Source organism: Pseudomonas sp. ZS1P83 (genome assembly GCF_054897825.1).
On record NZ_CM142706.1, the window covers coordinates 2531263 to 2547337 of the forward strand.

12 protein-coding genes are annotated in these 16075 nt (G+C 58.7%); 7 read left to right on the plus strand and 5 right to left on the minus strand.

Annotated features, from left to right (window positions below):
- The first annotated feature begins 22 nt into the window (after positions 1–22).
- Complete coding sequence (locus ACYZT0_RS12180) at positions 23–1312, plus strand: phenylacetate--CoA ligase family protein (protein ID WP_462046040.1); 1290 nt, start codon at positions 23–25, stop codon at positions 1310–1312.
- Positions 1312–2265 (plus strand): GNAT family N-acetyltransferase, encoded by a 954-nt coding sequence (locus ACYZT0_RS12185; protein WP_462046041.1) that lies wholly within the window; start codon positions 1312–1314, stop codon positions 2263–2265. The genes ACYZT0_RS12180 and ACYZT0_RS12185 overlap by 1 nt, the downstream gene beginning before the upstream one ends.
- On the opposite strand, the gene ACYZT0_RS12190 is transcribed toward ACYZT0_RS12185, so the two are convergent.
- Entirely contained in the window at positions 2254–3180 is a 927-nt protein-coding gene (locus ACYZT0_RS12190) for a LysR family transcriptional regulator (protein WP_462046042.1), read from the minus strand. The two genes, ACYZT0_RS12185 and ACYZT0_RS12190, sit on opposite strands and share 12 nt — an antisense overlap.
- A 118-nt stretch (positions 3181–3298) precedes the next feature.
- Between ACYZT0_RS12190 and ACYZT0_RS12195 the strand changes: the two genes are divergently transcribed.
- The gene (locus ACYZT0_RS12195; RefSeq protein ID WP_462046043.1) at positions 3299–4294 is read left to right on the plus strand and encodes an aldo/keto reductase; all 996 of its coding nucleotides are present in this window, start codon (positions 3299–3301) and stop codon (positions 4292–4294) included.
- Between the two features lie 47 nt (positions 4295–4341).
- On the opposite strand, the gene ACYZT0_RS12200 is transcribed toward ACYZT0_RS12195, so the two are convergent.
- Positions 4342–4857, minus strand: a complete 516-nt coding sequence (locus ACYZT0_RS12200; protein ID WP_462046044.1) for a hypothetical protein — start codon at positions 4855–4857, stop codon at positions 4342–4344.
- Between the two features lie 408 nt (positions 4858–5265).
- Here ACYZT0_RS12200 and ACYZT0_RS12205 point away from each other — a divergent pair, with 408 nt between their 5' ends.
- The 4 genes from ACYZT0_RS12205 to ACYZT0_RS12220 all read left to right on the plus strand — a co-directional run bounded on the left by ACYZT0_RS12205 (position 5266) and on the right by ACYZT0_RS12220 (position 8224).
- Positions 5266–5712 carry a DUF411 domain-containing protein gene (locus ACYZT0_RS12205; RefSeq protein ID WP_462046045.1) on the plus strand — a complete coding sequence of 149 codons (447 nt, stop codon included), beginning with the start codon at positions 5266–5268 and terminating at the stop codon, positions 5710–5712.
- On the plus strand, positions 5712–6146 hold the full coding sequence (locus ACYZT0_RS12210) for a YqaA family protein (RefSeq protein WP_462046555.1): 435 nt from the start codon (positions 5712–5714) through the stop codon (positions 6144–6146). The genes ACYZT0_RS12205 and ACYZT0_RS12210 overlap by 1 nt, the downstream gene beginning before the upstream one ends.
- A gap of 85 nt (positions 6147–6231) precedes the next feature.
- Positions 6232–7257 (plus strand): alpha/beta fold hydrolase, encoded by a 1026-nt coding sequence (locus tag ACYZT0_RS12215; protein ID WP_462046046.1) that lies wholly within the window; start codon positions 6232–6234, stop codon positions 7255–7257.
- A 13-nt stretch (positions 7258–7270) separates the two neighbouring features.
- Positions 7271–8224 (plus strand): D-2-hydroxyacid dehydrogenase family protein, encoded by a 954-nt coding sequence (locus ACYZT0_RS12220; protein WP_462046047.1) that lies wholly within the window; start codon positions 7271–7273, stop codon positions 8222–8224.
- 64 nt (positions 8225–8288) lie between these two features.
- Here ACYZT0_RS12220 and glgB read toward each other — a convergent pair whose 3' ends face one another.
- From glgB to ACYZT0_RS12235, 3 genes are all read right to left on the minus strand, one after another.
- Entirely contained in the window at positions 8289–10520 is a 2232-nt protein-coding gene (gene glgB / locus ACYZT0_RS12225) for a 1,4-alpha-glucan branching protein GlgB (RefSeq protein WP_462046048.1), read from the minus strand.
- Between the two features lie 2 nt (positions 10521–10522).
- Positions 10523–13864 (minus strand): maltose alpha-D-glucosyltransferase, encoded by a 3342-nt coding sequence (treS, locus tag ACYZT0_RS12230; protein WP_462046049.1) that lies wholly within the window; start codon positions 13862–13864, stop codon positions 10523–10525.
- Between the two features lie 154 nt (positions 13865–14018).
- Positions 14019–16013, minus strand: coding sequence for an alpha-1,4-glucan--maltose-1-phosphate maltosyltransferase (locus tag ACYZT0_RS12235; protein WP_462046050.1), 1995 nt, complete (start codon positions 16011–16013; stop codon positions 14019–14021).
- Positions 16014–16075: the final 62 nt, after the last annotated feature.

The following is a 16075-nucleotide window of genomic DNA, read 5'->3' on the forward strand; positions in this document are numbered from 1 at the left end:
CCTGATCGCAAACGAGAATCCAGTGAAATCACCCTATTCGCTTGAGCAACTTGTGCCTTATGTACGGCAACACTCCAACTTCTATCGCACACATCTGAAACACTTACCGCTGAACAGTATTGATTTAAAAGATTTACCACTGATCAACTTGACCGACTATTGGGCTGACAGCGATGACCTGCATCACTGGCCGGTCCTGACCGGCACTGTCGATGATGCTCTGGTGTTTAAAACTGGGGGCTCGACCGGCCAGGGCAAACTTTCGGTTTACTCCAGAGACGAATGGCACGCCATGGTCAGTACGTTTGGTCAAAGCCTCGCGACTCAACTGAACCACGGCGACCGGGTGGCGAATCTGTTTTTTTCCGGAGATCTTTACGCCAGTTTTCTGTTCACTCATCACTCATTGGCGCATGTCGGGAAATCCATCTGTGAATTTCCGTTCACCGGCCAAGTCGAACTGGATGGTTTGGCTGAGGCCACTGCCCGACATCGAATCAATGTTCTGGCCGGGATCCCGGCACAGTTACTGCGATTCGCTGCGTACCTTGCACAGCATCGGCAAGTGCTGTGCGGGGTCGAAACGCTGCTTTATGCAGGAGAAAGCCTGTTTGCTGCGCAACTGGCAATCTTCGCCGAAGTGTTCCCCAATGCCCGCATCGCTTCGATTGGCTATGCCAGCGTGGACGCCGGTCTCATCGGGGCTTCCGACCGCGACTGTGCATTGGGCGAACATCGGGTGTTCGAACGCCATACCCTATTGGAAATCGTCGATGAACTCACCGGTGAGGTCATCGAAGAATGCGATCGCACCGGGCTGTTAGTGGTGACCAATCTGGCTCGTCGGCTCATGCCCTTGCTGCGTTACCCGGTGGGTGACCTTGCATGCTGGCGCGAACCCGGCGCGACCCCGAGGCGTAAATTTGCTCTAAAGGGGCGAAGTGCGTACAGCCAGCGGATACGAGTCGGTGTGATGTCGCTGTTTCCCGCTGAAATAAGCGAGATCGTCGAGCGGATTGCCAACAGTAACCAATGGCAGTTGCTCATCGAAAATACCGGTTACAAGGACATTCTGAGTGTGAAATGGGTACCCGGGCCCCAGCAACAGAATGTAGAGCCAATGCTCCGGGCATTACAGGAAGCGCTGGTCACCCAATACCCCGACATCGACGACCTGAGTCGCGATGGGTTGCTCGAATTGCGGGTCCTGCCCTGCGCAGTGACAGACCTGAGCCTGCATCCTCGTTCCGGCAAACAACTGCGGATCCTGGACTTACGAGTCTATGATGCCCCCTCGCCGGAGCCCGACTAATGAGCCAGTTGATTCTTCGACGCTACCAGCCATCCGACGCACAGGCCGTGAGCCAGTTATTTCGCGAGATCTACGGCGATCATTACGCCAGGCCAGATATTTACTTGCCGACCCTGATCAGTCAGCACAATGCCGAGGGCCGCTGGCAATCCGTCGTGGCGGTGGACGACAAGCACGTACTGGGACACGCCGCGTTGTGCCTCGATGCGATTTCATTAACCGCTGAACTGGCGCTCATGGCGGTGCACCCCGCCGCTCAGGGACAAAGTGTCGCAACGCTTCTTGGCTCGCAACTCATCGAGCTTTCAGAATTCTTGAATCTCGAAAGCCTCTCGATCAAGCAAGTCACTCACCATCCGTACACTCAACGCATGGCAGAAAAAATCGGCTTCCATAGCACTGGCTTGCTTCCCGACTACATCGCGTCGCCACTCACTGAACCGTTGCGGGAAACCATGGTGCTGGGTTGTCACATAAATGAAGGACATGAACGCCCGCTCCCCGATATCCCATGGCCCGAGAGTTGCCGAGCGTTCATGCAGCACCTTTGTTCAGTGTTTGGCACCCATCAGGACATGGCGCCTTGCCTCGCTCTGCCCGTGCAAATTGAACGACACCATCAACGGTTCGACATGCTTATTCAGCGCTTGAACAAACATCTCCTGGATCAAATCCGGCACCTGCCCAGGCACTGGCTGGTCTCGGCCAAACTCCAATTGTCCTGGCACTTTGCCGAGGATTTGCGCAATTTGTCGGCCCTTGGTTTCACCTTCACCGGGCTGATGCCCACGCCATACAGCAACGGGTGGTTCGCGCTGTTTCATCGTGGGACCGAGCCTCGGCACCTCGACTTGCACTGCCCGCACATGCAAAGGTTGCATGACGACTTACAGCAAAACGGCAACACACACGGCAGCAACGCTGCTCGAAACAACGCTTGCTCAGCCGCTTGAGTCTTTTCGATGAAAGTCATTACCCGGTTGCGCGCAAAGCTCAACCAGCCAATCGACAAACACCCTCACCCGCCGGGACAACTGGCGGTGTGGAGGGTAGAGCGCCGTCAACGGCATCCCAGGTGTCGGCACCGCCCTGAGTACTTCACACACACGGCCTTCACTCAGCTGGCGAGCAACGTGGTAATACGGGGTCTGGACCAGACCATAGCCCGCCTCACACGCTGCCAGGTAACCATCGGCGCTATTGACCGACACTTGCTTGGGCAAATCAATGAGCTGAACCTGATCATCGACCATGAACTCCAGCCCATAACGCTTCCCACTGCTGCTGGAGAAATACTCCACCATCTTATGCCCCTCAAGATCAGCCAGACGCTGAGGCGTTCCGTGACGCTTCAAGTATTCGGGACTGGCACACGTGACTTGGTCGAGCATGGCCAACGGCCGCGCCACGAGTGAATTGTCCAGTGACGCACCGCCCCGCAGCACGCAATCGACGCCCTCGCGTATCAGGTCGACAGGCCGGTCATTCAGGCCAATTTCCAGCTCGATCAGTGGATAACGGGCGGTGAATTGCGGCAATGCCGGGATCACCATCAAGCGCCCCACCCCCGCTGGCATGTCCACTCGCAACAGCCCCTTGGGGTTATTGCGCGCAGCGCTGAACACCGCTTCAGTTTCTTCCAGGTCGGCCAGCAATCGCACGCAACGAGGGTAATAGGCTGCACCGTCGAGCGTCAGGCTGATCTGCCGCGTCGTGCGTTGCAACAGTTGCACACCGAGATGCGCCTCCAATTGCTTGATCAGAATGGTCACTGAAGCACGGGGTAATTGCAGGCTGTCCGCCGCTTTGGCAAAGCCGCCGAGTTCGACGATTCGGGTGAACACGCGCATGGCGTTGAAACGGTCCATTGGTTTGACATACCGGCTGATTATTTAGAAATTGCAAACAGTGATAGCAGTTTTAGCCGGTTTATCTTGTATCTGTCGAGGTCAACAATGGGTTTCACATTCACTGGGAGCTGATTTCATGCAAACACGTCAACTGGGCAAAAACGGTCCGCAGGTTTCGGCGATCGGTCTGGGTTGCATGGGCATGACCGATTTCTACACGACGGGCGTGGACACTCGCGAAGCGACGGCCACGTTGCACCGCGCGCTGGAGTTGGGGATCAACCTGCTCGACACCGCTGACATGTATGGCCCGCACACCAACGAAGAACTAATCGGCAAAGCTATCGTCGGCAAGCGCGACCAGGTGTTTCTGGCCAGCAAATTCGGCATCGTACGCGACCCGGCCAACCCGGCCGCACGGGGTGTCGATGGCCGCCCGGAATACATTCGCGCGTCTATTGACGGCACCCTCAAGCGCCTCGGTGTGGACACCCTCGACTTGTACTACCAGCACCGGATCGACCCACAAGTGGCCATCGAAGAAACCGTCGGCGCCATGGCCGAACTGGTGAAAGCCGGCAAGGTGCGTTACCTGGGTTTGAGCGAAGCATCGGTCGCCACGCTTGAACGGGCGAACAAGGTTCATCCGATCAGCGCGCTGCAAAGTGAGTACTCACTGTGGAGCCGCGATCAGGAAGACAACGGTTGCCTCGCTGCGTGCCAGCGTCTCGGTATCGCTTTTGTCCCCTACAGCCCACTCGGTCGCGGCTTTTTGACCGGGGCATTGAAAAGCCCGGACGACTTTGCCGCGGACGATTACCGTCGCTTCAGCCCGCGTTTTCAAGGGGAGAATTTCGCGAAGAACCTGCTGCTGGTGCAGCAAGTCCAGGCACTGGCCGCCGACAAAGGCGTGACCGCCGGGCAACTGGCGTTGGCCTGGGTCCTGGCGCAAGGCGACTACCTGATCCCGATTCCCGGGACCAAGCAGCGTCAATACCTGGAGGAAAATGTCGCGGCGCTGGACGTGAAACTGAGCGTCAGTGAGTTGCAGGTGCTGGAAGCAATCTTCACGGCCGATGCCACCGCAGGCTTGCGTTATCCGGAAGCGGTGATGCAACTGCTCGACCGCTGATCAACCGTCTTCTGACCCGCTCCATGCATAGATCGGGTCAGGAGGCGTCAGTCCTTCTTCTTGACCGTCGAGCCATTGCCTTCGCCGTAGGTCTTGAGGTTCTGCAATACGTAAATCGCTTTTTTGAACTCAGGCACCAGGTAGTTGGCGTACTTGTTGCCCTTGAGGTTGTTGTTCTGGATGGAATCCAGTTGAGTGGCAAAGTACTCCAGGGCATTGAACTTCGCCTCGGGGTCATTTGGCACGCCAAACTTATCGAACTTGTCTCCAGCATTGAGCAACGTCAGCGCCGTCACATCGCCAATGATGCCCTTTTGCTTGAGGTAGGTGCTCATGTTGCCCAATTGCTTGGCCGAGATGTTTTCCGGGTTGAAGCCCTTGACCTGCTTGAACAGCTGTTGGGCATCCATCTTCGTGCGATCAAGTAATGTCGGGTTGGTGCCCACCATGGTCAGCATTTCCCGCACCTTGGCGCTCTGGGAAACCGGTTTCGCATTGGCCGAACCCTGGCGAATCAGCAGACCCGATTTGGCCGTCCAGTTGCCGACCAGACCAATAGTCATGACCGTGCTCCTGACAGCGCGACGAGATTCGGAAGTCCTTGCGACGGGCACATAAAAAATCCTTGTTTAAGCGAGATGAATGCGGGGAAGTATCGGCGCGATGCGAACGCCTACCTACACATATTTCAGCTTTTTACAATTCTCGTACATTTACGATACAAACCGCCCAACGCCTGATTTTCATTGGCCTATACGATTTTTTTGATAGTGGTACAGGCGACTAATTGGCTGTCATCGACATCTGACTCGGCTTGTTTGTACCACGCCCGATACTCAAGTATCCCTAACCACCCCCTTAATACCTTTCTGCACGTGCTTGGCGCACCCTTCGAAACAATCTCCTACCTCGATGTCGGCTAAACGGGTCAGAATGCGTTTTTTTGGCCGCAATTCGAGACGAGTTCCCCCATGCGAATCCACCTGCGTCTGGTCGCCCTGAGCGCCCTGTTCATTTCCTCCCTGGCCCAGGCCGCCGACCTGATCCCGATCGAGGTCCACCGTGATGCCAATTGCGGTTGCTGCAAAAAGTGGATCAGCCATCTGGAGGCCAACGGCTTCAAAGTCGACGATCACGTCGAAGCCAACATGAGCGAATTCAAGCAACAGCACGGCGTGCCTCCGCGTCTGGCGTCGTGCCACACCGGTTTGATCAACGGTAAATTCGTCGAAGGCCATGTTCCGGCCGATCAGGTGCTGGCCTTGAGAAAGCGCGACGATCTATTGGGTGTCGCCGCCCCCGGCATGCCCATGGGTTCGCCCGGCATGGAAATGGACGGCATGAGTGATGCGTACCAGGTGTTCGGCCTGAAAAAGGACGGCACTGACGTGGTGGTGGCGGACTACCCCGTCCATTGATCTTCGGTGCGTACATCGGGCTGTTTTTCGCGGCATTCGGTGCGGCAACCCTGTTGCCCTTGCAGTCAGAAGCGGTGTTGGTAGGCCTGTTGCTCAGCGGCAAGTATGGGCTCTGGTCGCTACTCGCCGTGGCGACTTTGGGCAATGTTCTGGGGTCGCTGGTGAACTGGTGGCTGGGTCGCGGTATCGAGCGGTTTCGCGATCGACGTTGGTTTCCGGTCAGTCCGCGTCATCTGGAAAAAGCCAGAGTCCATTATCAGCGCTATGGTCATTGGTCGTTGCTGCTGAGTTGGGTGCCTGTGATCGGTGATCCTTTGACCTTGGTGGCCGGCGTGATGCGTGAGCCGCTGGGGCGTTTTTTATTCATCGTGACCCTCGCCAAGGCCGCCCGTTATGGCGTGCTGGCTTTTGCCACAGTGGGCTGGATGGGTTGAACGATCATGCACGGCGATTGCCTGTGTTTAATGTCGCCCTAATCGTGCCGATCCAGCATCGGCCGATTTTCAACGGAGTTCCCCCATGTCCCTCACCCTTTCCCGCTGGCTACCCGGCCTGCTACTGACTGCTGCACTGCCCGTCATTGCTCACGCCGAAGGCCCGGAATATGGTCAGGAACTGCAGGGTTTCGAGTATCCCTACACAGTCAAGCATTTCGCCTTTGAGTCCCAGGGCAAATCCCTGCAAATGGGCTACATGGACGTTGCCGCGTCTGGCAAGGCCAACGGGCGCAGTATCGTACTGATGCACGGCAAGAATTTCTGCGGTGCAACCTGGGAAACCTCGATCAAGGCCCTAAGCGAAGCCGGTTACCGGGTCATCGCCCCGGACCAGATCGGTTTCTGCACCTCCAGCAAACCGGACAACTATCAGTACAGCTTCCAGCAACTGGCCGCCAACACCCAACAACTGCTCAAAGCTCTCGGCATCCAGAAGGCCAGTCTGCTCGGGCATTCCACTGGCGGCATGCTTGCCACCCGCTATGCGTTGCAATATCCCGAACAGGTCGAACAACTGGCCCTGGTCAACCCTATCGGTCTTGAGGACTGGAAAGCCCTCGGCGTGCCGTATCTCACAGTGGATCAATGGTATGAACGCGAGCTGAAGGTGACCGCGCAACGCATCCACGACTACCAGCGCAGCACTTATTACGACGGTCGCTGGAAACCCGAGTTTGACCGCTGGGTGGACATGTACGCGGGCATGGCCAAAGGCCCGGGTAAAACCCAAGTGGCGTGGAACTCGGCGCTGATCTACGACATGATCTTCACCCAACCGGTGTACTACGAATTCAAAGACCTGAAAGTGCCGACGCTGCTGCTGATCGGCACCTCTGACACCACGGCCATCAACAAGGACATCGCACCGCCGGAGGTCAAGGCGAAAATTGGTCATTACGACGTCCTCGGCAAGCAAGTAGCGAAGCTGATCCCCCGGTCGACGCTGGTTGAATTCCCCGGCATGGGCCATGCGCCGCAAATGGAAGAACCGGCGCAATTCCACCAGGCGCTGCTCGCCTGGCTGAACAAAACCAACCCCGTTCATTGATGAGGTAAGGCTGATGGCTGTGCAGATTGCGGTGATTGATGACTGGCAGGATGTGGCCCGTGGCGTGGTGGACTGGTCGGTGCTGGACGACATCGGTCAGGTGAACTTCATCCATGACTACCCGGCCGACAACGACATCCTGGCCGTACGCCTACGTGAGTTTGAGGTGATCTGCGTGATGCGCGAGCGCACCCGGTTCGATGAGGACCTGCTGCGGCGCTTACCGAAACTCAAGCTGCTGGTCACCGGCAGCATGCGCAACGCCGCCCTGGACCTGAAAGCCGCCGCCGCGCTGGGTATCCAGGTCTGTGGCACCGACAGTTACAAGCACGCCGCCCCGGAACTGACCTGGGCGCTGATCATGGCCGCGACTCGCAACCTGGTGGTCGAAGCCAATGCCCTGCGCGCAGGCAAATGGCAACAAGGGCTGGGCGGCGACCTGCATGGCAAGACCTTGGCGATTCTCGGTTTAGGCAGCATCGGCACTCGCGTTGCCCAGTTCGGTCTGGTGTTCGGTATGCGGGTGATCGCCTGGAGCGAAAACCTGACCGTCGAGCGCGCGGCCGAAACCGGCGTGACCTATGTCAGCAAGCAGGAGCTGTTTGAACAGGCCGATGTGCTGTCGGTCCATCTGGTGCTCAGCGATCGCAGCCGAGGCTTGGTCGACGCCCAGGCGCTGGGCTGGATGAAACCCACAGCGCTGCTGGTCAACACCGCCCGCGGGCCGATTGTCGATGAGGCGGCGTTGATCAAGGCGCTGCAGAAACAGCGACTGGCAGGCGCGGCGCTGGACGTCTTCGAGCAGGAACCCTTGCCCGCTCATCATCCGTTCAGAACCCTGGACAATGTGCTGGCCACGCCCCACGTCGGGTATGTCAGCCAGCACAACTACCAGCAGTTCTTCTCGCAGATGATCGAGGACATTCAAGCCTGGTCGGTCGGAGGACCGATTCGCCTGTTGAGCTGACTCCGCGTCATTGCACATCGCGAGCAGGAGCCAGCTCGCGTGATGGCGGCGACGCGGCTTTAGATCAACCCTCTGGACGCAGCATCAACACCGCCAGCGGCGGCAAGTTCAGCACCAACGACAGTTCCTGCCCATGGCTCGGCTCTTCCTCGGTAAACGCCCCGCCGCTGTTGCCATAGTTCGAACCGGCGTAGGTGGCAGCATCGCTGTTGATCACCTCGGTCCAACGCCCGGCAAACGGCACGCCAATGCGATACCCCTCGCGCGGCACCGGCGTGAAGTTAGCCACCACTAACACCGGCCGCCCGTCCTTGCTCCAGCGCAGGAAGGCGTAGACGCTGTTGATCGCATCATCACCAATCAACCACTGGAAGCCTTGCGGCGCGTCGTCCTGATCATGCAGCGCCGGCTCTTCGCGATACACCCGATTAAGATCGCCGACGAGCTTCTGCACCCCTTTGTGTTCCGAGTACTGCAGCAAGTACCAGTCCAGTTGCTGATCGTGATTCCACTCACGCCACTGACCAAACTCGCAACCCATGAACAACAGTTTCTTGCCCGGATGCGCCCACATGAAACTCAGGTAGGCGCGCAGGTTGGCGAATTTCTGCCAGCGGTCGCCGGGCATCTTGTCGATCAGCGAGTGCTTGCCGTGTACCACTTCGTCGTGGGAGATCGGCAGGATAAAGCGCTCGGACCAGGCATACACCAGGCCGAAACTCAGTTCGTTATGGTGATGAGCGCGGTACACCGGGTCTTGCTGGATGTAGTGCAGCGAATCGTGCATCCAGCCCATGTTCCACTTGTAGTCGAAGCCCAGTCCGCCCTGTTGCGTGTCCTGGCTGACACCTGGCCACGCGGTGGATTCCTCAGCAATCACCAGCGCGCCAGGGGCTTCGAGGTCGACCACGTCATTGAGATGGCGCAGGAAGTCGATGGCTTCGAGGTTTTCCCGACCACCGTGACGGTTCGGCACCCACTCGCCAGCCTTGCGCGAATAGTCGCGATACAGCATCGAAGCCACGGCATCGACCCGCAGACCGTCGACGTGGAAATGTTTGAGCCAGTGCAACGCCGAGGCCAGCATGTAGCCGTGCACTTCGGTGCGACCCAGGTTGTAGATCAGCGTGTCCCAGTCCTGATGGAAGCCTTCCTGCGGGTTACCGTATTCGTACAGCGCAGTGCCGTCGAATTGCGCCAGGCCGTGGGTATCGGTCGGAAAATGCGCCGGCACCCAGTCGAGGATCACGCCGATGTCGGCCTGGTGGCAGGCATTGACGAACGCGGCGAAGTCTTCCGGCGAACCATAGCGCGCGCTCGGGGCGAATTGCGACAGCAGCTGATATCCCCAAGAACCACCGAACGGGTGTTCCATGATGGGCATCAGTTCGATGTGGGTGAAGCCCAGTTCCTTCACATACGGAATCAGCCGTTCGCCCAACTCGTGCCAGGTGTACTGGCGCGCCACTTCGCCCAGATCGTCCAACTCGCATTGCCAGGACCCGGCGTGCAATTCGTAGATCGACAAGGGTGCGCTCCGCTGATGACGGTCACCACGCGATTGCATCCACTCGTGGTCCTGCCAATCGATGTTCAGCGGTGAAGCCACTTTTGACGCAGTATCCGGCGGCAGCGAGGTGGCCAGCGCCATTGGGTCAGCCTTCAGCGGCAGAATGCCTTGGGCACCCAGGATTTCGTATTTGTAAGTTTCCCCCGCCTGCAGGCGCGGGATAAACACTTCCCAGACCCCGGTGGGATGGCGCAGGCGCATCGGATGCCGACGACCGTCCCAGTTGTTGAAGTCACCCACCACCGACACCCTTTTGGCATTCGGTGCCCATACGGCGAACCGCACGCCATCGACACCGTCGACCGTCTTCAGCTGCGCACCGAGGCAAGCGCTGAGATCGCGGTGATTGCCTTCGGCGAACAGGTACAAGTCCATCTCGCCGAGCAATGGGCCGAAGCTGTAAGGATCCTCGGAAACTTGTTCGCCGCCGGCCCAGCGGGTTCGCAGCAAATAGGGCTGCGCCCGATCGAAATGCCCGACGAACAAGCCCGGCGTCTGGGTGGCCTCAAGGTTGCCGAGTTCTTCCCCGGAGTCCTTGGCCAGTACCTGCACGCTCAAGGCGTCCGGTAAATAGGCCCGAATAAATTGCCCACCGGCACCATCGCCGTGGGGGCCGAGAATTGCAAAGGGGTCCTGATGTTCGGCGCGTACCAATGCGTCGATGTCCCGCGATCTGGGCAGCAACGCTTCTTTAGCGTGACCCTGTTCCTTGTTTGAGAAACTCATGACTACTCTCCACCAAGATCGGAAAAGGGTTTAAGCCCACTCAATAACCCATACAAACCGTGCAACGGCACGGGCAACCAGGTGGGGCGATTTTCTGCCTCATAGGCCACTTCATACGCTGCCTTCTCCAGGCCGAACAACGCCAGCGCGGCGTCCTCGCCTTCCGGATCTTGCCATGCATGAGCAAGACTAGCTGCCGCCAGCCGATATGCGTCGACAAATGCTTGTCTTGCTTCATTTAAATAGCGATCGGCAACACGTTGACGAGCGGCTTGAGCATCGGCCGTGTTGTCGACGTTGTGCACGTTGATCGCCATTGCCGCAGCGTAGTCAAAGGAACGCAATACGCCACTGACATCTTTGTACGGGCTGTGTTTGCCCCGACGTTCGTGCAGCGGCCGCGCCGGCTCGCCTTCGAAGTCGATCAGGTAAGCGTCGCCCTTGATGACCAGCACCTGACCCAAGTGCAAGTCACCGTGGACGCGAATGCGCAGACCACCGGTGGCTTTTTTTCCCAGCTCCTGAACATGGCTGAGGATGGCTTTTTTGTTGTCCAGCAAACGACTGACCAAGGCTTTGTCTGCCGGGTTCAATTCGCTTTGATGCTGCTTGAGCAACTTCAGCGCGTACTCCAGTTGCGCCGTCACGTCCTTGGCCGAGGCCAAGGCATCTTTCTGGGAGGTGACCTGCGGGGCGAAGTCCGGGTTGTCGCTGGGCACCGCCAGCAGCTGATGCATTTCGCCCAGACGCTGACCGAGCATGCCGGCGAAGTCTCTCAGTTCACCCAAGGCGTTGTAGTGTTGCTCCTGCTCAGACATGGCGTCGGCCAGTTCGTCGCGCAGCGCCCGTTCGAGGTTGTTCTGGGTCCATTCCCAGGCGTCGCCCTGATTGCTCAAGTAGCCTTGGGCAATCATCAACAAATTGTCCTCGCCCGCCGGATCATGGCGAACCACCGAACCCAGCAGCGGCGAGATATTGCGGAAACCGGCGTTGGTCAGGTACGCGCTCATTTCCAGCTCCGGGTGCACGCCAGACGCGACCTTGCGGATCAGTTTCAGCACCAGGCTGTTGCCGATCACCACCGAACTGTTGGACTGTTCGGCGGACAGGTAACGTACTTCCGATTCCCCGGTCAGACCGAGTTTCGCCAGTTCCGCCGTCGGTTCGAAGTGGATCTCGCCCGCGCTGGATGGCAATACGGAATTACTTTGCATGCTGTGCAAGACCGTATGCACAAAGGTGTCGAGGCTGAAGGCGTCGGTGATCAAACCGACCTGACGCACGCGCCGGACCCGAGACAAGGCCAGTTGCTGAGGCAACGCGGCACCGACCTGATCTTCGGAGATAAAGCCGAACGGCAGCTGATAGCGACTGGTCTGGCCGCCGCTGGTGACGTCGATTTCACTCAACAGCACCGGATGCAGCGGATCGCCGAAGCGCACACCGTAAACAATGTTGACCTGTTCGATGGCCGTGTCCTTGCCAGCGAACCAGCGGCGATTTTGCAGCCAGTTCGGCAAGATGCCCTGCTCCAGCGCGCCGCGGGACGGCGCTTCAAGCAGTTCTTCCATGCGTTTCTTCAGCACCAGCGTGGTGAAGTCCGGCAGGCTTTGCGCCGGTTCCACGTGCCAGCTCGGCATCTGGTTTTCCGCCGCGAGCACGAACCAATAGAAACCGTAAGGCGCCAGGGTCAGCAGGAAATTCAACTGGCCGATCGGCGGGAAGGCGTTACCGCCGAGCATCTCCACCGGCACCATGCCGACGTAGGCCGACAGGTCCAACTCCGCCGCTTGTGCGCTACGGGACACGTTGGCCACGCACAAAATGATCTCGTGCTTGCCGTCGGCCCCGGTGAATTCCCGGGTGTAGGCCAGAATGCGCCGGTTACTCGGCGACAGCATTTTCAGCGTACCGCGACCGAAGGCCTTGGACTGCTTGCGCACGGCGAGCATGCGTCGGGTCCAGTTCAACAGTGAGTGCGGGTCGCCGGCCTGGGTTTCAACGTTGACCGACAGGTAGCCGTATTGCGGGTCCATGATCGGTGGCAGCACCAGGCTCGCCGGGTCGGCGCGGGAGAAGCCGCCATTACGGTCAATCGACCATTGCATCGGCGTACGCACGCCGTCACGGTCGCCAAGGTAGATGTTGTCGCCCATGCCGATTTCGTCGCCGTAATACAGGGTCGGCGTGCCGGGCATCGACAGCAGCAAGCTGTTGAGCAGTTCCACACGGCGACGATCGCGCTCCATCAACGGCGCCAGACGTCGGCGAATTCCCAGGTTGATCCGCGCCCGACGGTCGGCCGCGTAGTAATTCCACAGGTAATCGCGCTCCTTGTCGGTGACCATTTCCAGGGTCAATTCATCGTGGTTGCGCAGGAAAATTGCCCACTGACAGTTGGCTGGAATCTCCGGGGTCTGGCGCAGGATGTCGGTGATCGGGAAGCGATCCTCCTGGGCCAGCGCCATGTACATGCGCGGCATCAGCGGGAAGTGAAACGCCATGTGGCATTCGTCGCCGTTCAGACCTTTGGCATCGGTGTCGCCGAAGTACAGCTGCGTGTCTTCCGGCCATTGGTTAGCCTCGGCCAGCAGCATGCGGTCGGGATAATTGGCGTCGATTTCGGCGCGGATCTGCTTGAGGACGTCATGGGTCTCGGGCAGGTTTTCGTTGTTGGTGCCGTCGCGTTCGATCAGGTACGGAATGGCGTCCAGTCGGAGGCCGTCGATGCCCATATCGAGCCAGTAGCGCATCACCGACAGCACGGCTTTCATGACTTGCGGGTTATCGAAGTTCAGGTCTGGCTGGTGGGAATAGAAGCGGTGCCAGAAGTATTGGCCCGCCACGGGATCCCAGGTCCAGTTGGACTTTTCAGTGTCGAGAAAGATGATGCGCGTGCCGTCGTATTTTTGATCGTCATCTGACCAGACATAGAAGTCCCGTGCCGCCGAGCCAGGTTTGGCTTTGCGCGCACGCTGGAACCAGGCGTGCTGGTCCGAGGTGTGGTTGATGACCAGCTCGGTAATCACCCGCAGGCCACGTTTGTGGGCTTCAGAGATGAAACGCTTGGCGTCGGCCATGGTGCCGTAGTCGGAATGCACGCCACGGTATTCGGCAATGTCGTAGCCGTCGTCGCGCCGTGGCGAGGGATAGAACGGCAACAGCCAAATGGTGTTGACGCCCAGATCGGCAATGTAATCGAGTTTGGCGATAAGGCCGGGAAAGTCGCCGATTCCGTCATTGTTGGAGTCGAAAAAAGACTTAACGTGAACCTGGTAGATCACCGCATCCTTGTACCAGAGCGGGTCTTTGATAAAGGTGGCAGCCTTGGGTTTCTTCGCCATTTAAAGCTCCTGTTGAAAACAGAAAACGCCCCGGACAGGATCGTTCCCACGCTCTGCGTGGGAATGCATCCAGTGACGCTCTGCGTCACAGCGGCGGACGCAGAGCGTCCGAGGCGGCATTCCCACGCGGAGCGTGGGAACGATCAGTGCTGTGCTAAACGGTAATTCGCCAGATCCCGAACGGTTGTTGCGCCGGGTCGATCCGCATGAATTGATACTTGCCGTGCCAGGTCCAGCGATGACCGCTCATCAAGTCTTCGCCTTGGGTGCTGGCGTCGTCGGACAAGCCCATTTCCCACAGCGGCAATTCGAAATTCGCTTCCTGGACGTTTTGCGGATCAAGGCTGACGGCCACCAGAATGAAATTGCTGCCATCCACGCTGCGTTTGCCGAAATACAGAATGTTGTCGTTCCAGGCGTTGTAGACCTTCAAACCCAGATGCGTCTGCAGCGCCGGGTTCTGCCGGCGGATCCGGTTGAGCTGGGCGATCTCGGCAATGATGTTGCCCGGCGCGTTGAAGTCTCGTGGGCGGATTTCATACTTCTCGGAATTGAGGTACTCCTCCTTGCCCGGCACCGGTGCCGCTTCGCACAGTTCGAAGCCGCAATACATGCCCCACAGACCAGAGCCCATGGTTGCCAACGCCGCGCGGATCAAAAAACCGGCGCGCCCCGACTCATGCAAAAACGCCGGGTTGATGTCCGGGGTGTTAACGAAGAAATTCGGCCGGAAGCATTCACGCCACGGCGACTCGTTGAGTTCGGTGAAGTACGTCGCCAGTTCGGACTTGTTGTTGCGCCAGGTAAAGTAGGTGTAGCTCTGGGAGTAACCGACCTTGCCCAACCGCGCCATCATCGCCGGGGTGGTGAAGGCTTCGGCCAGGAAGATCACGTCCGGGTACAGCGCCCGCACATCAGCGATCAGCCACTGCCAGAACGGCAGCGGTTTGGTGTGAGGGTTGTCGACGCGAAACAGCTTCACGCCCTCCTCGACCCAACCCACCACGATGTCGCGCAACTCAACCCACAGACTCGGAATCGCATCGGCCGCATAGAAATCGACGTTGACGATGTCCTGGTATTTCTTCGGCGGGTTCTCGGCGTATTTGATCGTGCCGTCCGGCCGCCAGTTGAACCAGCCCGGATGCTGCTCCAGCCACGGGTGATCCTGGGAACACTGAATCGCGAAGTCGAGGGCGATTTCCAGCCCATGGTCAGCGGCTGCCACCACAAGACGCCGGAAGTCTTCGCGAGTGCCCAGCTCGGAATGAATCGCCTCATGCCCCCCCTCTTCGCTGCCGATGGCATACGGACTGCCCGGATCGTCCGGCCCGGCGGTGAGGGAGTTGTTCGGGCCTTTGCGGTAACTGCGGCCGATCGGGTGGATCGGCGGGAAGTACAGCACATCGAAGCCCATGTCCTGGATCATCGGCAGCCGCGAATGCACATCGTTGAAGGTGCCATGACGGGCCGGATCGTCAGTGATCGAACGCGGAAACAATTCATACCAACTGGCGAACTGCGCCAGGTCCCGTTCGACGTCGAGCGGGTACTCAGGGCTGATGCTCAAATAGGCTCGATGATCGGCCTGCGACATCAGCTCGGCGCTACGCGGGTGCAGAAACAGCTCGACCTGCTCGATTTCCAGCAGACCCGACAATTCATGGTGCAGTGCCGCCAGTTGTTCACTCAGCAGCCCTTCCATGCGTTCGGCGGCTAGCTGGACCAGCGTTCGCCCTTCCTGCAATTCCAGACTGACCGGCACCCTGGCCGCGTGTTTTTTTTCCAGCTCATAACAGAAGCTGGCGAACTGATCGATCCAGGCTTCGATGCAAAACATATAACGGCCCTGGCGCGCGACCCGGAATTGGCCCTGCCACCCGTTATTGCCCAAGTCAGTCATGACTTCGCTTTGCCAGGTTTCGTCGCCCTCGGCACGCGAGCGCACTCGCACGGCCAACATGTCGTGACCGTCGGCAAACACTTTGCTGGTCACCACCACGTCCTGACCGACCACGGCTTTGACGGCGAACTGCCCGCCATCGAGTGTCGGCATGGTGTTTTCAATGGCGATGCGCGGCAGCAATAAAGCCTGCGACAGCGGCATATGAGGGTTGTAGTTCAGTTCTGTCGGTTTTTCAGCAGTCATCGAGCATCTCTCCTTTACGCCCCATGGACGCTCTTGTGTCTGTGGCTTGTCTCGGGATAGCC